We start from the raw sequence: 23,836 nt of genomic DNA on the forward strand, positions 1-23,836 counted from the left end.
GTAGCTAGCGCGGCTGGCTTGGGAGGCCTCCGTGCCCGTTACCCCATCTACGAGAGCCGTGCATCTGGTTTATGGGAAAGGCACGCCATTGCCACACACTCCATCCTTGGTGCAGTTGCGCTTCGCAACAAAGGCAGTCTCGTAGGGTGGGCAAAGGCGCTTTTGCGCCGTGCCCACCACCTCTCGCCAGTCGCGACAGGTCGTGGGCACGCTTGCGCTTTCCCCACCCTATGAGAGTGTCATTCGACGGAATGACGAATGGCTCACGCCGCCGGGAGAGGCTCGGGGCAGTTGGTCAGTCGCGCCGGATTGCCGACCGCGGTGCAGCCGCCTGGCACATCCGATGTCACGACTGCGCCGGCGCCGATCCTGGCGAAATCGCCGATGCTGATGTCGCCGAGGATGCTCGCGCCGGCGCCGATATAGACAGCGCTGCCGATCCGCGGCGAGCGCGCCGGCAGCTCGCTGTCGCGGCCGATGCTGACGTTCTGGAGAATGGTGACCTCGTTGCCGATCACGACATTGGCGCCGACGACAATGCCGGTGGCATGGTCGAGGTACACCCCCGATCCGAGCGTGGCGGCCGGATGGATGCTGACCTGCAGGACGTTCGAGGCCTCGTTCTGGAACAGCAGCGCCGCATCGCGATGGTCATGACGCCAGAGCCAGTTCGAGACGCGCCAGGCCTGCAATGCGACGTAGCCCTTGTAATGCAGCAGCGGCGGCAACAACGAGGTGATGGCTGGATCGCGCAGCGCGATAGAGCGCAAGTCGAAAACGGCCGCTGTGCTCAGGTCCGGCTCGGCGCGAAAGGCATTGTGCGAAAGGGCGGTGAAGCGCGCGCGCTCGGCGTTGCCGCGGCCAAGCCGATGCCCGATCAGATCGGCCAGCGCGGCCGCAAAATCATCATGGACGAGAATGGCGCCGGCAACGGCCTTGGCGAACACGGGATCGGCATCGGCCGCGCGCTGCGCCTCGCCGCGGATCAGCCGCCAGAGGCTCTCGCTCGTCATGATCGCAGCCTGTGCCATCGTCGTCTCCGCGCCTTGCCCGCGACGACGAATATAGGCCGTCCCCATCAAGGTGCCAGGGATGCCGGCGGGATGGCACCCCGCTCGGGCGCGCAGCCCGGACGGACCCGTTTGCGCAGGTCGATCGCGTAGAGCCAGCCGCTCGCAGCGATCAGGGCAGGAAGGATGAAGAGCACGAAATCACGGAGCAGGATCATGGGTCGAGGCCCGCTTTCGCAAACATGATGGCGCGGTCGAGCGCGAGCCATGCGAACCAATAGAGATAGAGGCTCAGGAAGAACTTCCAGGACTCGCCGACCTGCCAGTGCGGATAGAGCTCGACCTCTGTCGGCCATTGATTGAGAAACGCGACCGCCATGGGAATCAAGCTGCCGAACCGCCCGAACAGCGCCGTTGCGCGCTCGAGCAGCGCGATGCGCCGGTCGATCTGCTTACGCTCTGCGTTGGTCATGGTCGAACCCGTTGGCCGCGCGGAACGCGCTGTCAGGGTTTAGTCGTACCTCGCGGCAAGCGGGTTCTATGGCGCCGGGCGGTCTTGCGCATGGTTGTGGACGACACCGCACAAGTGGCGGCCGCAGGTGCGGAAATGGCAGGCGGAATCGCCTGCGCAGCTGCCATAGACGAAGCTGACATAGCCCAGCACCGCGAGCGCGGTCGCGCCAAGCAACAGGCGAGTGGTGAGGTCCATGGGCTTTGGTCGGCGAACCGGACGCCGGTTCGGAGGTAAAGCTTCCCGAAAAACCAAACCGCCCGCCTGCGCGGTGCGCAAGCGGGCGGCTCGGGGCCATCAGGACTTTGGGGGCACGCGCCTGAAGGCTTTGAGAGGTTTGATCAACCCTGCGGCTGGTCGGTCGGCGGCGGGGTCGGGCGCGACTTGTGCTGGGCCATGAACTGGTCGAACTCTTCCTTGTCCTTGGCGTGGCGCAGACGGTCGAGGAAGTTCTTGAACTCGACCTGCTCTTCCTCGAGACGGCGCAGCGTTTCACTGCGGTACTCGTCGAAGGCGCGGTTGCCGGAGGACGGCGGGCCGAAGCCAAAGCCGAAGCCACGGCGCTCCATGCGGTCGCGCATGCGGTCCATCCTGTACTGCATCCGCTCCATCTTGTTCTGCCAGCGATCCTGATTGCTCCAGCACGACATTCTTCTGCTCCCGAGTGTAAAAAAGAGAAGGGCAAGTCCGATCGGCCACCAGATGATGAAGCCGAGAATGGTCACGGCAATCCAACCAGGGTGCCAGGGGGTATCGAGCATGTGGGGCCGCTCATACGATCGGTATTGGTCCGAGGGGCCGCGCCAGCGATTGACATCAGCGGTGTAGGCCATTTCCCTTCTCCATCACGGCATCAGCGCCGTTGTGAATGTAAATAACATTTACATAGCTAGACCATCCCGCGATTTTGTCAAGCTGGCCGCCTGACACGCCCGCGTGATTATTGGCGCAACTTTATTTCGGCTTGCCCCAGGGACCGCCCGGCGGCACGCCCGAACCGGAGGAAGCCTCCGGTGGCACCGGCGGCGGCTCGGCACTCTTCGCCTGCGGCCTGCGGTCGGTCGAAAAACCGAGGCCACGCAAGTAAATCAGCACCTCGGCCTCGAGCAGCTCGTCCGGCGACATCGGCAGTTTTCGGCGCGCGGCGTCACCGCGGGAAAACAGCGAGGCGACGCCATGCGCCATCGACCAGATGTGGAGCGCCATCATCATCGCCGGCGGCCGCGGCGTGCCTGGCGGGGCCAGCGCCGCGAGGCGCTCGGCGGCGGCGCGAATGACGTTAAAAGCGCGTTCGCTTGCGGCCTGCAGCGCCGGATTGGCATCGACCGGCAAGCCGGATTCGAACATCGCGTTGTAGAAGGCGGGCTCCTCGCGGGCGAAGGCGAGATAGGCCCGGCCGACGCGCTCGAACGCGGTGACGGTGTCGGGGCGGCCGTCGTCCCAGGCCTCGGTCAGCCGCTGCTCGAACTGCTCGAAACCGCGCTGGGCGATCGATGACAGCAGCTCATCGCGGTCGCGGAAATGCCGATACGGCGCCGCCGCGCTGACGCCGGCCATGCGCGCGGCATCGGCAAAGGTGAAGCCGGCCGCCCCCTTCTCCGCGATCAGCCCGAGGGCGGCCTGCAACAGTGCCTCCTTCAGATTGCCGTGGTGATAGCCGCGCTCGGCGCGGCGCTGCTCCTTGCGCCAGCTCATGTGAACGATCTTTACATGAGCTGCGCATGAAGGTCACTAGGCCCTTAGCCCGCGTCATTCCGGGGCGGCTCGAGGAGCCGAACCCGGAATCTCGCTCGGAAACCTCTGGATTCCGGGTTCGCCCTTTGGACCGCCCCGAATGACGACAGAGCCTAGCCGCCCGGGATCGGCAGCACCGGCATGATCTCGACGCGCTCGCCGGGGAAGATCGCGAAATGCGGGTGGTTCTCGAACATTTTTGCGGCGGCCTCGTGCGAGGCGGCGCGGACGACCGTGAAGGCGCCCATCTCGTTGGCGATGTCGGCAATGCCGCTACGGTCGACCTTCTTGGTCTTGCCAAGCGGGCCGCCCATCGCCTGGATCGCGCTTTGGTGCTTCTCGACCCAGCCCTTCCAGGCCGCCATGCCCTCCATCTCCTTCGCCTTGCGCTCGGCGTCGGACATCGCATTCCACGCAGCCATTTTCGGACTGCTCTTGCTGCCGAGGAAGACGGCGAGATAGGTGTCGTTGCTCATTGGCTTCTCCCTTCAACCTAACGATGCACTTGGTGGCGGTGTGCGGCTGTAACGTGTGGCAAGTCCTCGAATCCCGAGACCGCCTCTCGTACCTCGTCAGAGAAATCCGACATCTCCTGCACCTGCCGAACCTCGATGATCTCGTTGCCGGAGGCCGGACATTTCTTGGCCCATGCGATCGCCTCGTCGCGCGAGGCCACATCGATCATCCAGTAACCGCCCAGGACTTCCTTGGCTTCGGCAAACGGCCCATCGGTCACGACAGGCTCACCGGAGCCGAAAGACACCCGCGCGCCGGCAGACGGTGGGTGCAGGCCGTCGAGCGTGATCAGCACGCCGGCGTTCTTCAGTTCCTCATTGTAGCGCATCATCGCGGCGACGCGCTCGGGATCAGGCTGGGCACCCGGCTCCGCAGTGCAGTAGCCAATCGGAATCATCAACATCATGAAACGCATGGAAGGTCCTTGGCTTTCGGTGGCATCCCGGCATGCGCCGCGAGGCCGGATGGAGACATTCACTCCATGCGAGCCGATTTGGCCCGCACTCACCTGCAAGACGAACGAGCCTTGCCGGAACCGACACGTGAACGCGAATTATTTGAAGCGCCGGAACGAAAGCACAGTAAAAGGACGGTGCGCCCCGTGTTCGAGACAGGACAGATCAGCCCATGCCGTCAGCCTCGCCAAAAGTTGCCCTTGTGACCGGCGCCGCGCGCGGAATCGGGCTGGCCACGGCAAAGCGCTTCCTGGCCGACGGGTGGCGCGTGGCACTGCTCGACATCGAGGGCGAGTTGCAGGCGAACGCGGCTGCGACGCTGGACAACCCTGACGATACGCTGGCCATCACTTGTGACGTCTCCGACGCAGCCGCTGTAAGAGCTGCCATGGCGGCGGTCATGAGCCGCTTCGGCCGGCTCGACGCGCTCGTCAACAATGCCGGCGTCGCAGTGTTCGCGCCGGTGCTGGAGACCAGCGATGCGGACTGGAACAGGATCATGGCCGTCAATCTCACCGGCTCGTTCCTCTGCACCAAGGCGGCGGTGCCGCTGATGCGCGAGCAGGGTGGCGGCGCCATCGTCAACATCACCTCGATTTCGGCCGTGCGTGCCTCGACCTTGCGCTCGGCCTACGGCACCAGCAAGGGGGGGCTCGCGCACCTGACAAAACAGCTCGCGGTCGAGCTCGCCTCGCTCAACATCCGCGTCAACGCGGTCGCGCCCGGGCCGGTCGACACGCCAATGGCAAAGCAGGTGCACACCAAGGAGATCCGCGCGGACTATCACGACGCCATCCCGCTCAACCGCTATGGGCTCGAGGAGGAGCTGGCGGAAGCGATCTACTTTCTGTGCTCGGAGCGCGCGAGCTACATCACCGGCCAAATTTTGGCCGTCGATGGCGGCTTTGATGCCGCGGGTATCGGCCTGCCGACGTTGCGGGGACAACGACGGAACGGATAGGCGCGGATTGCAGGGTGGGCAAAGGCGCTCTTGCGCCGTGCCCACCATCTCTTTCGGATTTGCTGTGGCAATGGTGGGCACGCTACGCTTTGCCCACCCTACGAAATCGAGTTGGTGGAGAGCTCATGCGACGCGTCACTTTCTACAGTGCCCTGCTGCTCGCATCAGCACTGTTCGCATCCGCACCCGCCAAGGCGGAGATCCGTATCATCCAGAGCCCCGGCGGGCAGGTCGGGCCGTTCCTCGATCTGTTCGAGAAGGTGCGCGCGAGCGGCGAGCGTGTCGTGATCGACGGCCCCTGCCTGTCCGCCTGCACGCTGGTGCTCAGCATCGTGCCGGGCGAGCGCATTTGCGTGACCAGGCGCGCCGTGCTCGGTTTCCATGCTGCGCGTTCGGTCGACCGGCACGGACGCTTCTATGCCGAACCGGAAGCATCCGAAGCCGTGCTCGAAGCCTATCCCGGCCCGGTGCGTGACTGGATCGCCCGCCGCGGCGGCCTCACCTCTCGTTTGCTCTTGCTGAGGGGACGCGACCTCGCCGCAATCTATCCTCGCTGCCGGTGAGGATCAGCGCGACTATGGCGCGCGGATCGTCGCTACCGCGAGATCGTCGTCGCACCGATCATTGTCGTTCGCAGCTCCGCGCGAACCAAGTGATGTGTTGCCTAGAAGAATCTCTCGATCGTCTGCGCCAGCTCCAGGCTCGCGCAAATGAGCATTCCCCACAGTGCAAAGTTGATTTGTAGCGCCGCCGCCATCGGTCGCACCCCTTCCAAGTGACGTCCACCCCAGATTTTAAATTTTATGAAGGAATTATTAGCGGATTCTCGTGCGACGTGCACAGCCTAATATTGCGCCAGTTGTTGTGCATTGCGATCCGCTTCAATTCACGAAGCGGCCTCACTGCTCTCGCAATGTTGTGCGAATCAAGATTTCAAATTCAGCCTCGCCGGCGGTGTGATTTTCTTGGGTTCCATTTGATTGGCGCGAAGCAGAACGTCCTGCGCAGCTTTTGCCTGACGTGGAGCATCGAAGTACGGCATGATGCGAGACATCTTGGTCTTGCTTAGTTTTTGCGCAGTGCTCGCGGGATGCGCGGTCGCGCCGGCGGCGGAGCGGCGATCAATCGCATGGGACGGACTCGGCCGCGATCCAAATCGCCCTGACGTCACGAAGCGTCGCGTTGCCGGTCGCACAGCGCCAGAGAGCGATCCTAATCTTGAGCGGCAAAGAGTGCTGGCGACGTTGCGTCCTTATTCCGACGCATGGTGGGCTGTTCAAGACGAGATCGAAGCCGAGAACGACAGGCAGCTCGGCTCGAAGCTCGTGATCTACCGCAGCTGCGTGGCACAGCCGCCACGCGAAGAGACGACCGGATCGATCCGCTGAGGTGCGCCCTCCTCGCTCGCGGCAGAGCAGGGAGGAAGGCGCAGCGCGGTGTATCAGCGGAGCAACACGATCACATTCCCTCGGCGGGGCAATTCACCATCCAGGGGATGCCGAACTTGTCGACGCACATGCCGAAGCCCTTGGCCCAGAAGGTCTTGCTGAAGGGCATCGTGACGGTGCCGCCGTCGGCGAGCGCGTTGAACTTGCGTTCGGCGTCCGCAACGTCCGTGATCGTCAGCGAGATCGAAAAGCCCTGGGGTTTTTGAACATGCTCCGGCGGTGCGTCGGAGGCCATCAGCACGCTGCCGCCGGGCAGCGACATCCGCGCATGCATGATCGTCTTCTCGCGGCCGGGCGCGGCGGGCATGTCCGGCGGCGCCTCGGAGGAACGCATCATCATCTCGATCTTGCCGCCGAGAACCTTGGCGTAGAAATTGAACGCCGCTTCGCAGGTGTCCTGATAGAACAGATAGGGATTGAGCATCGTTCTCTCCTATTTCCTTGGTCTTTCCTCGTTGCTTCCTTGGGCCAGTGAGACTTGTTACTTCTCGGTGAGCTTCTTCAGGCTGGCGAGGCCGACTTCAAAGTCCTTGCCGATCATCGTGTCCATGTTGATGAAGACCTGCATCAGCTTGGACATGAAGGGCGCCGGGCCGTACATCGCCCATGTAACCAGCGTAGCATCGCCTTGCGGCACAAAAGTGAATTCGGCGGTATTGTGCCCCTCGAAGGGACGCTCGAAGTCGAGCTTGATGCGGAGCTTCGACGGCGTGCTTGCCTCAAGAATTTCCATATGTCCGGCGCCGACATTGTTGTTGCCGTCCCAGGCATAGGTTGCGCCCTTCCCTGACGCGGTTCCACCGTAGATGCGCTTCATCGCGGGGTCCCGGTTTTCATAAGGTGACCAGTTGGTCCAGAAGCGGAAATCGGCGACCAGCGGATAGATCGCATCGGCCGGCGCCTTCAGCGCGAGCGAACGCTCGACACGAAACGTGTCGGGCTTGGTGAGGGCGAAGACGAGGACGCCCGCGATCCCGATCGCGAGCACGATGGCGATGATGGCAACGGCTTTCAGCATGAATGGCTCCCTTGATACGGGATTAAGACGAAGGGCAGCGGTGGGGGCCGACAATTTTGGGATGGATTTTTTGCGAGGTCTCTCATCCGTCATGGCCGGGCGTAGCCGTCCGTCCGAAGGACGGCGTCGCTTCCGCTCGCCTACCTCCCGGCCATCCACGTTCTTGTCGCAAAGAAGAAAGAGGTCATGCCCGGGTCAAGCCCGGGCATGACGGCGAGGATAGAGTTGGGGCTACTTCGCCCTCGCCCCCTGCCTGGCACCGCCGCCCTTCGGCTGGCTATCCCGGATCAGGCGATCGATGTGCATGCGGATGTGGGCAGCTTCAGCGGAGGTGTTGGCGAGGGCGATGGCGCGGTCGAAGGCGATTCGCGCTTCGTCGTTGCGGCCGAGCTGCATCAGGAAGGCACCGCGCACGCCGTAGAAATGGAAGTAATTGGCAAGCTTCGGCGCCAGCGGCTCGATCAGGTCGAGCGCGGCCTGGGGCCCGCGCACCTTGGCGACGGCAACCGCGCGATTGAGCGTCACGACCGGCGAAGGCTGCACCACTTCGAGCGCACCGTAGAGCAGGTCGATTTGGGGCCAGTCGGTCTCATCGGGCGTCGCCGCGCGCGCGTGCAGCGCGGCGATCGCAGCCTGGATCTGGTAGGGCCCGCTGCGGCGGTGGCGCATGGCCTTGTCGATCAAAGCGAGGCCTTCCGCGATCATGGTGCCGTTCCACAAGGCGCGGTTCTGGTCCTCCAGCAGGATCAGCGATCCATCTTCGGCAAAGCGCGCGGCGCTGCGGGCGTGCTGCAACAGGATCAGCGCCGTCAGCCCCATGATCTCCGGCTCGCTCGGGAACAGGCGCAACAACAGTCGCGCCAGACGGATCGCCTCCTCGCACAGCGGCTTGCGGATTTCCGCGGTATCGCCGCTCGCCGAATAGCCCTCGTTGAAGATCAGATAGATCATCGCGGCGACGCCGGCGAGCCGCTCCGAGCGTTCCACCGCGCCGGGCGTCTCGAACGGCGTCCCGGCTTCCGCAACCCTGGCCTTGGCGCGGGTGATGCGCTGCTCCATCGCGGCTTCCGAAACCAGGAAGGCGCGCGCGATCTGCTTCACGGTGAGGCCGGAGACGATACGCAGCGCCAGTGCGATCTGCTGCGTCGCCGGCAGTTGCGGATGACAGCAGATGAACATCAGCCGCAAGATGTCGTCGCGATAGTGCGAGCCGTCGAGACGCTCGGCAATCGCGCCTTCGGCGTCGTCGAGATCGGAGATCGCCTGGTCGTCCTCCGGCAGCGGCTGCTGCTTGCGGGTGCGGCGAACCTCGTCGATGGCGACGTTGCGGCCGACCATGATCAGCCAGGCAGCCGGATCCCGCGGCGGCCCATTCTCCCGCCAGTTCTTGAGCGCGCGCAAGCAGGCGTTCTGGAAGGCTTCTTCAGCCGTATCGAGATCGCGGAAATAGCGCAGCAGCGCGCCGACCGCCTGAGGTCGCGCCGAGGTCAGCGCCGTCTCGATCCAGCCAGTGTCGGCCTCGCTCACGCCGAAATTCCTCCCGGCCTGAACACGCCGACGGGGCGCACCTCATAGGCGCCGCCGGGATTGGCAGCGCCCAGGTCGCGCGCGACGTCGAGCGCATCGTCGAGGTTCTTGCAATCGACGATGTAGAAGCCCAGCAGCTGCTCCTTGGTCTCGGCATAGGGGCCGTCGAGCACCAGCGGTGGATCTTCCTTGCGCAAGGTCGCCGCCGCGGTGGTCGGCAGCAACCGCGCCACCGGGCCGAGCCGGCCTTGGCTGGTGAGCTTGTCCTGCACCACGGCGAGCTTTTTCATCACGGCCTCGTCCTGGTCCTTGCTCCAGGAGCCGACGAAGTCTTCGTCATGATAGCAAAGGATCGCATAAAGCATGGGCAGTACCTTACCTGAACGCTTGTTTTGAAGACGATCCAATATGCCTCGCCCCGACAGGGCTGCGGAAAAAATTTGCGAGAAAAATCCGCCGGATCGTGCCAAGGAGGGCCACGAAAAGCGGAACCTTATGAGGCACTTCGAATGACCATGGGCACACTGGCCGTCCTGATCAACAGCACGCAGCAGAATTGGCTGCCGGAGCGCTGGAAGGCCCGGTTCGATGCGGTCTGCGACGGCCGCCGCGTGGTGCTGCTACCGGATGCCTCCCTCGATCCCGCCGAGGTGCACTATGCCGCGGTCTGGAAACCCGTGCCGGGCGACCTCGGCGCCTTCCCCAATCTGCGGGCGATCTTCAATCTCGGCGCCGGCGTCGACGCGCTGATGGCCGACAAGAGCCTGCCCGACGTGCCGCTGGTGCGCGTCGCCGTGCCTGACCTCACCAACCGCATGACCGAATATGTCGTGCTGCACGTGCTGATGCACCACCGCCAGGAGCTCTATTTGCGCGACTCGCAGCGCGCCAGGCGCTGGGAGCCTAGATATCAATGGCCGGCGAGCGCGATCACGGTCGGCGTGATGGGGCTCGGCACGCTCGGTGCCGATGCCGCCGACGTGCTGCGCCGGCTCGGCTTCCGCGTCGCCGGCTGGAGCCGCAGCCCGCGCATCATCGCGGGCGTCGAGTGCTTCCACGGCAACGCCGGAATGGATGCGTTCCTGCGCAAGACCGACATTTTGGTGTCGCTGCTGCCGCTGACGCCTGACACAAACGGCATTCTCAACCGCGAGGTCTTCACCAAGCTCAACCGCACGAGCCCGCTCGGCGCGCCGGTGCTGATCAACGCCGGCCGCGGCGGCCTGCAGAACGAAGCGGACATTCTCGCCTGTCTCGACGACGGCACGCTGGGCGCCGCCTCGCTCGACGTTTTCGTGCAGGAACCGCAGCCCGCGGACAGCCGGTTCTGGACCCATCCCAAGGTGGTGCTGACCCCGCACAACGCCGCCGACACCGATGCGGACGCGATCTCGGCCTATGTCGCCGAGCAGATCGCAAGATTCGAGGCGGGCGGCGCGCTGGAGAACGTGGTGGATCGGGTGCGTGGATATTGATGCACCGGGCGATTCACATTCTCAGAGGTCGACCACGATATAGGCGTCCTCGACCGTGACCTGATATCGCTCCGCCACATAGGGTCCCATCACGAGATCGGAGCCGGCTTCAAGCTTGACCTCGAAGCTCCGCACCCTGGTGCGGCGCGGATCGCACCAGGATTGTCCGGTCGCCATGTCGAATTCCCAGCCATGCCAGGGGCAGCGCAAGAATTCACCGCGCCGTTCCAGGCGGTAGTCGCCCGGGCCCGATGACTGGCTGAGCCCGGTGACGACGCCAGAGCAGATCGCAGCTCCGCCGTGCGGACAGCGATTGAGCAGCGCATGAAGGCGCCCCTCGACATTGAACACGCCGATCTCGCGCCCGTCGACCACGACGACCTTGCGCGCGCCGGGCGGCAGCTCGGCTGCCGGGCAGACCACATGGCGGCTCATGCGAGGCGATACAATGCCATTGCATTGTCTCTGAAGATCATGCGGCGCTGCGCCTCGGTCATCGGAAATTTGAAGGCAAAGGACGGATTGTCATAGTCCCAGTGCGGATAGTCGGATGAATAGAGCAGCCGGTCCCAACCGATCCAATCGATGATCTCGACGATGTGGCGCGACTGCGCCGGCTCCTCGATCGGCTGCGTCGTCCACCAGATGTGCTCGCGCAGATATTCGGAGGGACGCCGCTTGAGATGTGCGACCTCCTTGCGGAATTTCTCGAAATGCTTGTCCATGCGCCAGGCGAGCGCCGGGGCCCAGCCGAAGCCGCCCTCGACCAGCACGACCTTCAGCTTCGGAAAACGCTCGAATACGCCCTCGATGATCAGGCTCGAGGCAAGCGCTTCCATGCACGCGACGAAGACATAGTGCTCCTGCAAATAGAAGGTCGGCCAGCCCGAGCCCGTGGAGGGATGGCCGCCATTGTAGCCGACCGGATGCAGACCGATCGGCAGGCCGGCGCGCTCCGCCGCCTCATAGATCGGCCAATAGCGCCGGTGGCCCAGCGGGTCCGAGGGCCTCGATGACAGCATGATCTGCACATAGCGGCGATCGCCGGCGCAGCGTTCGATCTCGGCCACGGCCGCCTCGGGAAACTCCTGCGGCACGACGATGCCGGCGCGAAGGCGCGGCTCCTCGCGTACCCAGCGATCGATCTGCCAGTCGTTGGTGGCGCGCGACAACGCTGCCGCAAGTCCGGGATTGCGCTCCTCCATGCCGCCCTTGCTGAGCGCCATCAGCAGGCCGAACTCGACATTGACGGGATCAAGATGCTGCCTCCGCAGAAGATCGAGATCCGATCCCGCAGGACCGCCCTTCTCGGGAAGCGAATCGGCGCGCATGCCGGCGGCCATCATGCGCGGATACATCAGCGCGCTTGGCAGCGCCTGTCGCACATGGACGCCATGGGTCTCGTAGTGCTCGCGCCAGCGCGGCTCGAGGTAGGGCAAGAGCTCGCCGGGCGTGCGGTGCGCCGGATGGATGTCGCAATCGACGACCGCCAGCGTCTGCCGGGCCTTCTGCTCGACAAAGGGTGCGTTCATCTCACGTCCTCCTTCGCAAGCTCGACGGCGCCGGCGGCCGCGCCCTGTGCCAGGCGGGGATAGGTTGCGAGCGCATTGTCGATTAGGATCTTCTGCAACGAGTCCGGCGGCAGCCCATCCGGCAGCACGTCGTCGCCGTCGAACTGCCAGTGCGGATAGTCGGTGGAGAACAGCAACATCTCATCCGACCCGATTCGATCGAGCGTCTGCGCGACCGCCGTCGCATCGGCCGCATCGAACGGCTGGACCGATAGGCGCAGATGCTCGCGAATGATCTCTGACGGCCAGCGGTCCACCCAGGGCACTTCCGGCCGCGCGCCACGCCAGGTCTTGTCGGTGCGCCACACGGTCATCGGCAGCCAGCTTACGCCGGACTCCAGCATCACCACCTTGAGCCGCGGGAAGCGGCGGAATACGCCCTCGGCAACGAGGCTGATGGTCTGGTTGGCGAAAGCCTGCGCCTGCGCGACATAGTCCTCGAACTGATAGGACGGCCAGCCCACGATCGTCGGCGCGTACCGATAGGTGCTGCCGGCGTGAACGGCAATGACGAGGCCATGCCGTTCCGCCGCCTCATAGAGTGGAAAGAATTCGCGCCGGCCGAGCAGCTTTTCGCCCATCACCGGCAGCAGGACCTGCACGAATCGCGGGTCCGAGGCGAGACGCTCGATCTCGGCAACGGCCTGCGCCGGATCCTGCGGTGACACCAGAATCGAGCCGCGCAGCCGCGGTTCGCGGTCCAGCCACTCTGCCCGCAGCCAGTCGTTCAGGGCGCGGCAGATCGCCGCCGCCATGTCGTCGTTGTGGAGCGCGATCGCACCATGCATCACGTTGGCGATGCCGAACCGGAGGTCGAAGGCATCGAGGAGATGGGCGCGCAGCGTATCGAGATCGCTCCGCGCGGTGTTCGGCGCCCGCCAGTCCGCGCGCGCGCTGATTGGCGCATTCGGCGGATAGCTCATCATGGCGAACGACATGCGGTCGATCGCGCGGTTCGTGACCTGGTCGCGCCAGTACTCGTCGAGATATGGCAGGAGCTGCGCCATGCTCGGCATCGGCGGATGCAGGTCGCAATCGATAGCGCCTGCGAATGGCATTTTCATCTCTCAAGCTCCATGACTTCGTCCGGACGCGGCTAGGCCGCGGCCGTCTGATCGATCTTCCGCGCCGCCATGTGCTTGCGCTGCGAGATTCCCAGCACCAGGACGCAGGCCGCCACCACCAGCGGCGGCAGAGCGGCCAGCAGGAACAGGTTCGAGAACGGCAGATGCTGTGCGATCAGGATGCCGGCAACCAGAGGTCCGCTGATCGAGCCGATCTTGGCGACCGACAGCGCCCAGCCGACGGCCGTCGTGCGGTTGGTGCTGGAATAGAACTGGCCGACCGAGCTGTTCAGGCCCTGATGGCCGCCCACGACGAAGAAGCCGACACACGCCATCGTCCCAAGGTAGGTGCTGTCACCAAGACCGGCCCAGCCAAGCGAAGCAACCAGCGGGCAGGCAATCAGCGGCACGATCGCAATGGCGATGACGCCGAAACGATCGAGCACCCGGCCGATGGTGAGGCCGCCGACGGCGCCTCCCAGGCTGAACACGGTCAGGCCCATGGCCGCCTGCGCGGGCGTGTGCCCGGATGCCTCGGCCAGGATCGGCGTCCAGCTGTTGAGGAAGAACATCGTGATCGAGCTTGCGATATAGGCCACCCAAAGGAACGGCGTGATGATCGCCAGCCGCCCATCGAACAGCGAGGCGAGTTGCGACAGGGGTCCCGTGCCGGCGCTGCCGGCGGACGCTTCATCGCGCAGCACGAAGCGCGTCGTCGCCTGCGCCTGAAGCCCTGGTTCGATCCGGTTGAGGATGCGCGCGATCTCTGCGGGCTCGCGATTGCGCACCACGAGGAACTTGATCGATTCCGGAAGCGCAAAGTAGCACAGCGCGGCGCCCAGGAGCGGCAGCACGCCGCCGATCCAGAACACGATGGTCCAGCCGAACTGCGGCACGAGACCGGCAGCGATGAAGCCGCCGATGCTGCTGCCCGCGACATAACCGACCATGATGATCGCGACCGCCGTGCCGCGATATCGGCTCGGCGCATATTCGAGATTGAGCGCGTAGCATAGCGGCGACAATCCGCCGATGCCGATGCCGGCGAGGAAGCGAAGCACGATCAGGCTCGTGATGTCGCTCGCCCACACCGTCGCCAGCGTGAAGCCGCCGAACACCAGCATCGAGGCCACAATCGACAGGCGACGGCCGATGCGGTCGCCGAGCGATCCGAATACGAGGCCGCCGACCAGGATGCCGAAAATGCCGGCGCTGAACACTATTCCGAGCGCGGCCCGCTCGACGCCCCAGGCGCGGATGATGGATGGTGCGGCGAAGGCCATGGCCTGGAGGTCGTAACCGTCCAGGAACATCATCGTCGTCGACAGGATCAGGACTGTCAGGACCAGGCCATTGCGGCGCTGGCGCTCGATGACATCGGTGACATCGATGATGTCAGATGCACTCATGCTCATTCCTCCCAGTTGCCGTTCGTTTTTGGGTGACGGCTTGTGGTAGCGGAGGAAGCCTATTTCCTTCAGGAATGGGGGAGAATAAGCTATTTCGCGCGATCATCTTTTCCGGATTGGATTAAATGGCCGATAGCCTTTTGAATATGAAGGCGTTTTTGGCAACGGCCCGAACCGGAAGTTTCTCCGAGGCGGGCCGGCAGCTGGGGGTGGCGCCCTCCGTCATCACCAAACGGGTCGGCCAATTGGAATGGTCGCTGAAGGCCACCTTGCTGCGGCGGAGCACGCGGCGCCTCGCGCTCACCGAGATCGGCGAGCGCTATCTCGACGTCATCAGGCAGATCGTGCGCGATTACGACGAGATGGCGAAGGGCATCATGCGATCGCCAAACGAGCTCGAGGGCCAGTTGCGCATCAAGGCGCCGGCCTCGCCGATGGTGATCAACCTCGCGCAATTGCTGTCGTCGTTTCAGATCAGATATCCGCGGGTGACGCTCGACGCTGTGCTGGTGGACCGCACAGTGAACCCGGTCGAGGAAGGCTTCGACATCGTTCTCACCATGATGCCGTCATCCTTCGACGGGGTGCTCGAGGAGCCCTTGCATGTGTTCGAACGCGTGCTGTGCGCCGCGCCCTCTTATCTGGCACGGCGCGGCCAGCCCCGGCACGCGCGCGATCTCGTCAATCACGATTGCATCGTGTTTTCGCCGATCGGGCCGTCCTGGACTTTCGAGGGGCGCAACGGCGTGACGACGGTGACGGTCCGGCCGCATCTCGTGACCAATAATGGCGCGCTCGTCATCGACAGCCTGTGCGCGGGCAGCGGCATCGCGATCGCCTCGCGCACCGCTGTGGCAGATCGGCTCAAGTCCGGCGCGTTGGTCGAGCTGCTCCCGGAGCTGCAGGTCCCCGATCTCTGGGTCAAGGCACTTGTCCCGGCGACGCGCTCCAACCTCGCACGCGTGCAGACGCTGCTGGGCTCCCTGCGCGACGCCTTCCGGGACGCCGCGGCATCGGCGCCGGCGCTCGCACGAGAGACGTAACCCGCCGGGACGACGCCGCTATGTTGGCCATGGCCCTGGCGGTTCCCCAACGCCCACCACGGCATCGCCGGTATCCCGTTCACCCTCTTTTAGCGAGAAGTTGATAGGCGTCGTTAATCAACGCTCAACAGACGAGTCGGACATGCGGATGAGCCTCGGCCTCAGGATGCGGATCACGGTTGCGCTGGCGGTGACGGCGGCGGCGACGGCGCTGATTGCCGTGCTCGGCGCCATGTGGATCATCGCTGGGATCATCGACCGCGCCGACCAGCGCGAGTTGCGCAGCCATTATGATGCGCTGCTGTCGCGGATCGCCGAAGAGTCCCACCGTGCGGCCGCCATGAGCGCCGTCGTGGCGGCGATGCCGGCGACGCAGGAGGCGATGGCCAAGCAGGATCGCGACGCCCTGGTGCGCCTGTTCGGGCCGGTGTTCGCAGCGACCAAGTCGGAGTACGGCGTCGAGCAGTTCCAGTTCCATACGCCGCCCGCGACCTCCTTCCTGCGCGTGCACCAGCCGGCGAAGTTCGGCGACGACCTCTCGGGCTTTCGCAAGACCGTCGTCGACGCCAATCAGGAGCGGAAGGTCATCGTCGGACTCGAAGGCGGCGTCGCCGGGCTCGGCATCCGCGGCGTGGTGCCGATTGCGCAAGCGGGCAAGCATCTCGGCTCGGTGGAATTCGGCCTGAGCTTCGGCCAGTCCTTTCTCGACGATTTCAAGGCCAACCGCCATGTCGACATTGCTTTCCACCTTGCCGATGGCGCGGGCTTCAAGCTGTTCGGCGGAACGCTGAAGCGCCAGAGCTTCTTCGACGCCGCCGATTACGGCCGTGCCACCGGGGGCGATTTTACGGTACGGCAGTCGAAGCTCGACACCAGCCCGGTCGCCGCGCTGCTCGGGCCGATCAAGGACTTCTCCGGAAAACCGCTCGGCGCCGTCGAGCTGGTGATGGACAACGCCGATTACGTGGCTTCCGCCGACCGCGCCTGGATGCTCGCGATCGGCATCGCCGCGCTCGGACTCGTGCTCGCTGCCATCGTCGGCTACCTGATCGCCCGCGGGATCTCGCGCCCGATCCTGTCGATCACATCAGTGATGCGCGAGCTCGCCGACGGCCATCTCGACGTCGCCATCCCCGAGAGCAGGGCCAATGATGAGGTCGGCGCGATGGTGAAGGCGGTGGCGGTGTTCCGCGACAATGCCATCAACTTCAGCAGGCTCCAGGCCGGCCAGCTCGAGGCCAAAGCACAATCCGAGGCGGAGAAACGGCGCGCCTTCGCCGCGCTCGCCGACAATTTCGAGGCCAGCATCCGCGACGTCGTCACCACAGTCTCCTCGGCCGCCGTCGAGATGGAACACACCGCGCGCTCGATGTCCGCCATTGTCGAGCAATCGCGCAATCGGACCCGCGCGGTGTCGTCGGCTTCGGCGCTCGCCTCCGAGAACGTGCAGACGGTTGCGGCTGCCGCGGAAGAATTGTCCTCGTCGATGACCGAGATCAGCCGGCGGCTCGCGCATGCGACCGAGGTGGTGGGCAAGGCTGCCAGCGACGGCCAAGCGTCGAATGCGCGCGTCCAGAGCCTCGCCGATGCCGCGCAGAAAATCGGCGACGTCGTTTCTTTCATCAACGGCATCGCCGGGCAGACCAATCTCCTGGCGCTGAATGCGACGATCGAGGCGGCGCGCGCGGGCGAAGCCGGCCGCGGCTTTGCCGTGGTCGCCTCCGAGGTCAAGGCGCTGGCGACCCAGACCGCGAAAGCAACGGAAGAGATCGGCGCACAGGTGACAGCCGTCCAGGGCGAGACGTCAGGTGCGGTCGAAGGCATCCAGTCGATCTGCGCCACGATTCAGCAAGTGGATGAAATCTCCGCGGCAATTGCGGCCGCCGTCGGCCAGCAGGGCACGGCGACGCAGGAGATCGCGCAGAACGTTCAGCAGGCCGCCGCCCGCACCGGCGAGGTCTCGCAGAACATCGCCGGCGTCACCGACGGCATCGCGGCGACGGGCACAGCCGCGGAAGAGGTACTCGCCTCTGCCGTCGAGCTGTCGAAACAGTCGCAGCGGCTGCGCGATGAGGTGGATCGCTTCCTCGCCCAGATTCGCGCGGCGTAGGTCGGACGCGAGATTGCGCGGCATCGTCGTCCTGGCGAAAGCCAGGACCCATTACCCCGAGTGGAAGTTGCGGCGCGCGGCTGGTCACTCCGAGTCTTCGTCAAACGAGATTCGGTGGTTATGGGTCCTGGCTTTCGCCAGGACGACGTTGGGGAAATAGATTGCGCCACACGCTCCCTGGTGTCGCGACGACTGCTTACCCCTTAGCCCCCACCATCACATCAATCGCGCCCTTGACGATTTCCTCCAGCTCCTTGCGCGGCACGCGCGCGCGGGAGCGGATCGCGATGGTGTGGATGGTGGCGGAGGCGAGTTGCGCCAGCACAGCCGGATCGGCACTGTCAGGCAGCTCGCCCTTCTCCTTGGCGCGGCGGAAGCAGCTTGCAAAAGCCTTGTCGAGATCGGCAAGGCCCTCCAGCACCATGGCGCGAATTTCGGGATCACTGACCGCTTCGGAGGCTGCCGTCACCACCGTGAAGCAGCCGCGCGGCCCGGTCTCGCCGGAGAGATAGATGTTCAACGCGGCGGCATAGATCCGCTCCAGCCGCTGGCGCACCGGCATCTCCTGGCGAAAGATCTCGACCATCGAGGCACGGGCGTCCTCGCGGTAGCGCTGATAGCTCTTGATGTAGAGCTCGCGCTTGTCGCCGAATGCGCCGTAAAGGCTCGGCCGGTTCATGCCGGTGGCTGCGCTGAGGTCGTCGAGCGAGGTCGCGGCAAAGCCTTGCTTGCGAAACAGATCGAGCGCCTTGCCGAGGGCGATTTCGGGTTCATAGGCGCGCGGCCGGCCGCGGCGCTTTGGTTCGCCGCGGCGCTCGGGTTCGCCGCGGCGCTCGGGGCGCTCAGGTTCTTTGGCAGCAGCTGGCGGCTTCGATTTTTGTACCATTTCGCAAATTAATCCTTGACCTGCCTCATATTATGCAAGATGGTACAAAAATCAATCTGGCCAGGTTGAGCGACATCCACAAGAGGACTTGCCCAAGGAGGCCCATCATGGATCTTTATTTCTCGCCGCTCGCCTGCTCCATGGCGACGCGCGTCGCGCTCTATGAAGCCGGCGCTGATGCGAATTATCTCGAAGTCGATCCCCCGACCAAGAAAGTTCTGAACGACGGCTCCGACTTCCGAGCGGTCAATCCGATCGGCCTGGTGCCGACGCTGCGTACCGACGAGGGCGTGGTGCTGACCGAGAACGCGGCGATCCTGCAATATGTCGCCGACCGCTTTCCGCAATCCGGTCTTGGCGCCACGGCAGGTATCGAGCGCACCCGGCTGCATCAATGGCTCTGCTTCATCGGCACCGAGCTGCACAAGGGTCTGTTCATCCCCGTGCTCGACCGCAAGGCGCCGCAGGAGGCCAAGGCCTATGTGCTGGAGAAGAACCTGTCGCGGCTCGACTATCTCAACAACTACCTGAAGGGTCGGGATTACCTGCTCGACCATTTCAGCGTGGCCGATGCCTACCTGGTCACGGTCATCAACTGGACCATGGCGACGCCGCCGATCGAGCTCGCGAAATGGCCGAACGTGAAGGCCTATTACGAACGCTTACGCCAACGGCCGTCGATCGCGAAAGCGATCGCGGAGGAATTCGAGCTGTACAAAGCCGAGCTAGCCCGGAAGAAGGCGGCTGCGTAGGTCAGGCCAAAGGCATCGTCCCGGCCGGCGAGGCCGGGACGGACTCTTTCAGCGGCTCACTCCGCGTAGCCATACACTGCGATCGCATTATCTGACGACACGAGACCGCTCTCGACGTCGTCTTTCACCGCCGCGCGATCGCGCATCGTGGGCGCGCCGATGCCGGCGCCGCCGGGCGTGTGCACCACCAGGCGGTCGTCCGGCGGCACCTGCTGAAAGCCTTTTCCGCGCAGCTTCTTGCCGGACTTGAGACCGACATAGCCGGCCTCGCCGTTCTTGCCGCCATCGCGGCCGCGCGGCGGATGATCGATGCGGTCGAACGCCGCCAGGATATCGAACGGCGCATCGACGCCGCTGCCGACCTCGATGATCTGGCCGAGACCGCCGCGGGTGCGCCCCGCCCCGCCGGAGTCAGGCCGCAGCTCCTTGCGCCAGAAGATCAGCGGCGTCTGCGTCTCCGCGATCTCGACCGGCGTGCCGCGTACGCCGCTGGGATAGGCGGTCGCCGACAGCCCATCCTTCGCAAAGCGCGCACCGGTGCCGCCGTTTGAGGTCACCGCCATCGAGAATCCGTAATTGCCGCCGACGCCGCTGCGCGTCTGGCCGCGGACGTTGAGATTCCACAGGCACGAGGTGCCTTCGGCGGGCACGCGCTCGGGAATGATCTGGCGCAGGCAGCCGAACACGACGTCGGGCAGCATCTGGCCGATGATGTGGCGCGAAGCGACCGGCGCGGGCTTGGGCGCATTGAGGATCGCCCCCGCGGGCGCCGACACCGTCAGCGGCGAGAGCGAGCCGGCATTGTTCGGGATCTGCGAGGCGACGACGCAGCCGAGGCCGAACACGGTGTAGGCCGTGGTGTAGGACAGTGGCACGTTGATGCCGAATTTCGACGCGGCCGAGGTGCCGTCAAAATCGACGTGGATGCCTTGATCGGAGATCGTCAGCGTCGCCGCGAGTGTCACCGGAGCATCATAGCCGTCGACCACCATGCTGTTGCGCCAGCTGCCCTTGGGCAGTTTGGCGATCTCGGCGAGCACGGCCTCGCGCGAGCGGTCGCAGATATAGTCGCCGAGCGCGTCGAGCGTATCGATGCCGAATTCGGTCATCATCTCGACCAGGCGTTCGCAGCCGACATCGTTGCAGCCGGCGAGCGAATAGGTGTCGCCTTCGGTATCGATGGGCAGGCGCGTGTTGGTGCGGATCATCGCCATCAGCGTCTCGTTGACGACGCCCTGGTCGATGAGTTTCAGCATGGGGATGTAGAGCCCTTCCATGAACACGTCGGTGGCATCAGGGCCGAAGCCGATGCCGCCGATGTCCATGAGATGACTGGTGCAGGAGAACAGCGCGACGATCTTGCCGTCCTTGAAGCAGGGCGTGGTGACGACGAAATCGTTGAGGTGGCCAGTACCCATCCAGGGGTCGTTGGTGATGTAGGCATCGCCCTGCTTCATCGTCTCGAGCGGGAAATGACTGATGAAGTGCTTGACCGATTCCGCCATCGAGTTGACGTGGCCCGGCGTGCCGGTCACCGCCTGCGCCAGCATCCGTCCCTTCAGATCGAACACGCCGGCGGAGAGATCGCCGCATTCGCGCACGATCGGGCTGAACGCGGTGCGCAGCAGCACCTGCGCCTGCTCCTCGACCACGGCGATCAGCCGGTGCCACATGATCTGAAGGTCGATCAGGCTCGCGCCGTTTGCCTTGCTCATGATCAGGCCGCCTTCCGTTCCATGACGATGCTGCCGGCACCGTCGATATGGGCATCAAAACTGGTCGACACAAAAGTAGAGGTCTCATCCTCCGCGATCACGGCGGGGCCGGCAATGGTCGCGCCGGGCGCCATGTCCTCGCGGCGATAGAGCGGGATCTCGACCACCTCGCCCGCCCTTCCGTCAAAGAATTTTCGGCTGCCGGAGGCTTTGCCCGCGGGCTTGCGCGTCACGGCCGCGACGGTGGGCGGATTGCGCGCCTCCGTCGTGGCGAGCACCGACCAGCTCAGCACCTCGATCGCCGCGCCCGGGATCGGGCGCTCGAACATCGCGGAATAGTCCGCCTCGAATTTCTGGCGCAGGCCTGCAAGATCGGCCGACGTCAACGGCCGGTTCGGCAGCTCGACGGTGATCTCGTGGCCCTGGCCGACATAACGCATGAAGGCGGCGCGGCGCTCACGCACCGGCGCGCCGGCCGCACCGGGCTCGACCAGTGCGCGCGCTTCGGTCACCATCTCCTGCAAGAGATCGGAGACGGCCTTGGTGTCGAAATCATCGAGGCGGACGTGACGGCTGCGCACAAGCTCATAGGCGATGGGCGCGGCGAGAAAGCCAACGGCAGAGCCGACGCCGGCATTCGACGGCACGATCACGCGGGAAACACCGATCTTCTCGGCAACGCGCGCCGCATGCAGCGGAGCAGCGCCGCCGAAAGCAATCAGCGTGTGCTGGCCGACGATCTCGCCGCGCTCGACCGCATGCACGCGCGCCGCGCTGGCCATGTTCTCGCAGACCACCTCGTGCACCGCATAGGCTGCGGTCTCCGCCGACAGGCCCAGCGCTTCGCCGACGCTGCTCAGCAGGGCCTTCTTTGAAAGCTCCGGGTCAAGCTTGATCGTGCCGCCGGCAAACGCATCAGGATCGATCATGCCGAGCGCAACGTCCGCATCGGTCACGGCCGGCCGCTGACCGCCACGGCCGTAGCAGGCGGGGCCCGGTTCGGAAGACGCACTCTCCGGGCCGACAGTGACGCGCTTCATCGCGTCGACATGCGCGATCGAGCCACCGCCGGCGCCGATCTCGACCATCTCGATCACGGGAATGCGCACCGGCAGGCCCGAGCCTTTCAGGAACCGCGCGGCGCGATCGACCTCGAACACGCGCGAAGTCTCGGGCTGGTACTTTTCGATCAGACAGATCTTTGCCGTGGTGCCGCCCATGTCGAAGGACAGCACCTTGCTCTCGCCGAGCCTTGCCGCGATCTGCGCCGCGAAGATCGCGCCGCCGGCGGGACCGGATTCGACGAGCCGTACCGGAAAGCGCCGCGCCGTCTCGATCGAGGTGACCCCGCCACCTGACGTGACGAGATAGATGGCGCCGCGGAATTGCTCGACCTGCAACGCATCGGCCATGCGGGCGAGATAGCCGTCGATCAACGGCTGCACATAGGCATTCGCAACGGCGGTTGAGGTTCGCTCATATTCGCGGATCTCCGGACACACGGCCGATGACACCGTCACCGAAATGCCCGGCATCTCCTCACCGATGATCGCGGCTGCGCGGCGCTCATGGTCGGGATTGGCATAGGAGTGCAGGAACGCGATCGCGACACTCTCGACGCCTCGCTCGCGCAATTTCGGCGCCAGTGCGCGGACCGCCGCTTCGTCCAGTGCGAGACGGACGGCACCGTGCGCATCGATGCGCTCGGGCACGGTGAAGCGCAGGGAACGCGGCGCCAGCGGCTTCGGCTTGTCGATGCTGAGATCGTACTGGTCGTAACGGCTCTCGGTGCCGATATCCAGCACGTCGCGAAAACCTTCGGTGGCGATCAGGGCCGTTTTGGCGCCACGCCGCTCGATGATGGCGTTGGTCGCCAGCGTCGTGCCGTGGATGAAGACGTCGATGTCGCTGATGTGCGCACGCGCGTCGGCGAGAATGAGGCGCATGCCGTCCAGCACCGCCTGCTCTGGACGCTGCGGCGTGGTCAGCACCTTGCGGGTCTTGCGCACCTCGCCCACATCAAGCACGATGTCGGTGAACGTGCCGCCAATATCCACGGCAAGCCGCACCTCGGCTCCTTCATGCATTCCAAAATTCTCCGGCTGATCGTCACGAACTGAGGCGTAAAAGCAGCAATTTCCGTGCCATCGAGCACAACGAAAACGCTGTACCTGGCTATTCTGCTTGGCACCTATGCAATAGGCAAGACGCGTTCACCCGGCATCACATCAGAGCAGGAATGCAAGCGCCGCTTCGCAACGCTCCTCGACCTTGAGCGTCAGGAGATCATCGGCACGGGTGCGCCCGAGATTGACCGCAGCGATCGGGATCTGTCGCTCTGCGGCAGCCTTCACAAAGCGAAAGCCGGAATAGACCATCAGCGACGAGCCGACGACCAGCATGGCATCCGCCTGCGCCAGATGATCCTGCGCGGTGGCGACAACGTCGCGGGGGACGTTCTCGCCGAAGAACACCACGTCGGGCTTGAGGATGCCGCCGCAGGCCTCGCAAGCCGGCACCTTGAATGATGAGAAATCCGCGTGCTCCAGATCGGCGTCGCCGTCGGGCGCGTCCGCGGCATCGAGCGTCAGCCATTCCGCATTGGCGCGGCCAAGCGCCTCCTGGAATTCG

At 64.8% G+C, this 23,836-nt stretch carries 27 protein-coding genes; 7 read left to right on the forward strand and 20 right to left on the reverse strand.

Annotated features, from left to right (window positions below):
- Positions 1-263 precede the first annotated feature (263 nt).
- The 8 genes from HYH07_RS35530 to HYH07_RS35565 form a co-directional block, all read right to left on the reverse strand.
- Entirely contained in the window at positions 264-1,031 is a 768-nt protein-coding gene (locus HYH07_RS35530) for a serine acetyltransferase (protein WP_220006811.1), read from the reverse strand.
- Positions 1,032-1,078: 47 nt separating this feature from the next.
- Entirely contained in the window at positions 1,079-1,228 is a 150-nt protein-coding gene (locus HYH07_RS35535) for a hypothetical protein (protein ID WP_220006812.1), read from the reverse strand.
- Positions 1,225-1,482 (reverse strand): hypothetical protein, encoded by a 258-nt coding sequence (locus HYH07_RS35540; RefSeq protein ID WP_220006813.1) that lies wholly within the window; start codon positions 1,480-1,482, stop codon positions 1,225-1,227. The genes HYH07_RS35535 and HYH07_RS35540 overlap by 4 nt, the downstream gene beginning before the upstream one ends.
- Positions 1,483-1,548: 66 nt before the next feature.
- Positions 1,549-1,719, reverse strand: coding sequence for a hypothetical protein (locus tag HYH07_RS35545; protein WP_220006814.1), 171 nt, complete (start codon positions 1,717-1,719; stop codon positions 1,549-1,551).
- A gap of 143 nt (positions 1,720-1,862) precedes the next feature.
- A complete protein-coding gene (locus tag HYH07_RS35550; protein WP_220006815.1) occupies positions 1,863-2,354 on the reverse strand; it encodes a DUF2852 domain-containing protein in 492 nt (163 codons plus the stop codon).
- A 121-nt stretch (positions 2,355-2,475) separates the two neighbouring features.
- The gene (locus HYH07_RS35555) at positions 2,476-3,216 is read right to left on the reverse strand and encodes a TetR/AcrR family transcriptional regulator (RefSeq protein ID WP_220006816.1); all 741 of its coding nucleotides are present in this window, start codon (positions 3,214-3,216) and stop codon (positions 2,476-2,478) included.
- A gap of 152 nt (positions 3,217-3,368) precedes the next feature.
- A complete protein-coding gene (locus HYH07_RS35560) occupies positions 3,369-3,731 on the reverse strand; it encodes a hypothetical protein (protein WP_220006817.1) in 363 nt (120 codons plus the stop codon).
- A 17-nt stretch (positions 3,732-3,748) separates the two neighbouring features.
- On the reverse strand, positions 3,749-4,186 hold the full coding sequence (locus HYH07_RS35565; RefSeq protein WP_220006818.1) for a YciI family protein: 438 nt from the start codon (positions 4,184-4,186) through the stop codon (positions 3,749-3,751).
- Between the two features lie 212 nt (positions 4,187-4,398).
- Between HYH07_RS35565 and HYH07_RS35570 the strand changes: the two genes are divergently transcribed.
- The 3 genes from HYH07_RS35570 (at position 4,399) to HYH07_RS35580 (ending at position 6,575) form a co-directional block, all read left to right on the forward strand.
- Complete coding sequence (locus HYH07_RS35570) at positions 4,399-5,187, forward strand: SDR family NAD(P)-dependent oxidoreductase (protein WP_220006819.1); 789 nt, start codon at positions 4,399-4,401, stop codon at positions 5,185-5,187.
- Positions 5,188-5,312: 125 nt separating this feature from the next.
- A complete protein-coding gene (locus tag HYH07_RS35575) occupies positions 5,313-5,750 on the forward strand; it encodes a hypothetical protein (protein ID WP_057759190.1) in 438 nt (145 codons plus the stop codon).
- Positions 5,751-6,227: 477 nt separating this feature from the next.
- Positions 6,228-6,575: a hypothetical protein gene (locus HYH07_RS35580; RefSeq protein ID WP_220006820.1), complete on the forward strand. Its 348-nt coding sequence runs from the start codon at positions 6,228-6,230 to the stop codon at positions 6,573-6,575.
- A gap of 70 nt (positions 6,576-6,645) precedes the next feature.
- Here HYH07_RS35580 and HYH07_RS35585 read toward each other — a convergent pair whose 3' ends face one another.
- From HYH07_RS35585 to HYH07_RS35600, 4 genes are all read right to left on the reverse strand, one after another.
- Positions 6,646-7,059 (reverse strand): VOC family protein, encoded by a 414-nt coding sequence (locus HYH07_RS35585; protein ID WP_057759192.1) that lies wholly within the window; start codon positions 7,057-7,059, stop codon positions 6,646-6,648.
- A gap of 57 nt (positions 7,060-7,116) precedes the next feature.
- Positions 7,117-7,653, reverse strand: a complete 537-nt coding sequence (locus HYH07_RS35590; RefSeq protein WP_220006821.1) for an SRPBCC family protein — start codon at positions 7,651-7,653, stop codon at positions 7,117-7,119.
- A 231-nt stretch (positions 7,654-7,884) separates the two neighbouring features.
- A complete protein-coding gene (locus HYH07_RS35595; protein ID WP_220006822.1) occupies positions 7,885-9,180 on the reverse strand; it encodes an RNA polymerase sigma factor in 1,296 nt (431 codons plus the stop codon).
- Positions 9,177-9,545 (reverse strand): YciI family protein, encoded by a 369-nt coding sequence (locus HYH07_RS35600; protein WP_057759198.1) that lies wholly within the window; start codon positions 9,543-9,545, stop codon positions 9,177-9,179. Before HYH07_RS35600 ends, HYH07_RS35595 begins: the two co-directional genes overlap by 4 nt.
- Before the next feature lie 144 nt (positions 9,546-9,689).
- On the opposite strand from HYH07_RS35600, the gene HYH07_RS35605 reads away from it, so the two are divergent.
- The gene (locus HYH07_RS35605; RefSeq protein WP_220006823.1) at positions 9,690-10,655 is read left to right on the forward strand and encodes a glyoxylate/hydroxypyruvate reductase A; all 966 of its coding nucleotides are present in this window, start codon (positions 9,690-9,692) and stop codon (positions 10,653-10,655) included.
- A 21-nt stretch (positions 10,656-10,676) separates the two neighbouring features.
- Here the strand turns inward: HYH07_RS35605 and HYH07_RS35610 are convergent, their stop codons facing one another.
- From HYH07_RS35610 to HYH07_RS35625, 4 genes are read right to left on the reverse strand one after another with little or no spacing between them, the layout of a single operon-like run.
- Entirely contained in the window at positions 10,677-11,090 is a 414-nt protein-coding gene (locus tag HYH07_RS35610; protein WP_057759203.1) for a Rieske (2Fe-2S) protein, read from the reverse strand.
- Positions 11,087-12,187, reverse strand: a complete 1,101-nt coding sequence (locus tag HYH07_RS35615; RefSeq protein ID WP_220006824.1) for an amidohydrolase family protein — start codon at positions 12,185-12,187, stop codon at positions 11,087-11,089. Before HYH07_RS35615 ends, HYH07_RS35610 begins: the two co-directional genes overlap by 4 nt.
- Positions 12,184-13,290: an amidohydrolase family protein gene (locus tag HYH07_RS35620; RefSeq protein WP_220006825.1), complete on the reverse strand. Its 1,107-nt coding sequence runs from the start codon at positions 13,288-13,290 to the stop codon at positions 12,184-12,186. The genes HYH07_RS35615 and HYH07_RS35620 overlap by 4 nt, the downstream gene beginning before the upstream one ends.
- 32 nt (positions 13,291-13,322) lie before the next feature.
- Entirely contained in the window at positions 13,323-14,699 is a 1,377-nt protein-coding gene (locus tag HYH07_RS35625; protein ID WP_220006826.1) for an MFS transporter, read from the reverse strand.
- A gap of 125 nt (positions 14,700-14,824) precedes the next feature.
- Between HYH07_RS35625 and HYH07_RS35630 the strand changes: the two genes are divergently transcribed.
- Both HYH07_RS35630 and HYH07_RS35635 read left to right on the forward strand, forming a co-directional pair.
- The gene (locus HYH07_RS35630) at positions 14,825-15,742 is read left to right on the forward strand and encodes a LysR family transcriptional regulator (RefSeq protein ID WP_220006827.1); all 918 of its coding nucleotides are present in this window, start codon (positions 14,825-14,827) and stop codon (positions 15,740-15,742) included.
- A 142-nt stretch (positions 15,743-15,884) separates the two neighbouring features.
- Positions 15,885-17,852: a methyl-accepting chemotaxis protein gene (locus tag HYH07_RS35635; RefSeq protein ID WP_220006828.1), complete on the forward strand. Its 1,968-nt coding sequence runs from the start codon at positions 15,885-15,887 to the stop codon at positions 17,850-17,852.
- Positions 17,853-18,048: 196 nt separating this feature from the next.
- On the opposite strand, the gene HYH07_RS35640 is transcribed toward HYH07_RS35635, so the two are convergent.
- On the reverse strand, positions 18,049-18,738 hold the full coding sequence (locus HYH07_RS35640) for a TetR/AcrR family transcriptional regulator (RefSeq protein ID WP_220006829.1): 690 nt from the start codon (positions 18,736-18,738) through the stop codon (positions 18,049-18,051).
- 107 nt (positions 18,739-18,845) lie between these two features.
- On the opposite strand from HYH07_RS35640, the gene HYH07_RS35645 reads away from it, so the two are divergent.
- On the forward strand, positions 18,846-19,490 hold the full coding sequence (locus HYH07_RS35645; protein WP_220006830.1) for a glutathione binding-like protein: 645 nt from the start codon (positions 18,846-18,848) through the stop codon (positions 19,488-19,490).
- A gap of 56 nt (positions 19,491-19,546) precedes the next feature.
- On the opposite strand, the gene HYH07_RS35650 is transcribed toward HYH07_RS35645, so the two are convergent.
- The 3 genes from HYH07_RS35650 to HYH07_RS35660 form a co-directional block, all read right to left on the reverse strand.
- Positions 19,547-21,205 (reverse strand): hydantoinase B/oxoprolinase family protein, encoded by a 1,659-nt coding sequence (locus tag HYH07_RS35650; RefSeq protein ID WP_220006831.1) that lies wholly within the window; start codon positions 21,203-21,205, stop codon positions 19,547-19,549.
- Between the two features lie 2 nt (positions 21,206-21,207).
- Positions 21,208-23,292 (reverse strand): hydantoinase/oxoprolinase family protein, encoded by a 2,085-nt coding sequence (locus tag HYH07_RS35655; RefSeq protein ID WP_220006832.1) that lies wholly within the window; start codon positions 23,290-23,292, stop codon positions 21,208-21,210.
- Positions 23,293-23,433: 141 nt separating this feature from the next.
- Positions 23,434-23,836, reverse strand: a 403-nt coding sequence (locus HYH07_RS35660) for a Sir2 family NAD-dependent protein deacetylase (protein WP_283842867.1), incomplete at its 5' end; no start/stop codon positions are given.

Origin of the sequence: Bradyrhizobium sp. BR 10261, from assembly GCF_019455395.1 — a bacterium.
GTDB lineage: Bacteria > Pseudomonadota > Alphaproteobacteria > Rhizobiales > Xanthobacteraceae > Bradyrhizobium > Bradyrhizobium manausense.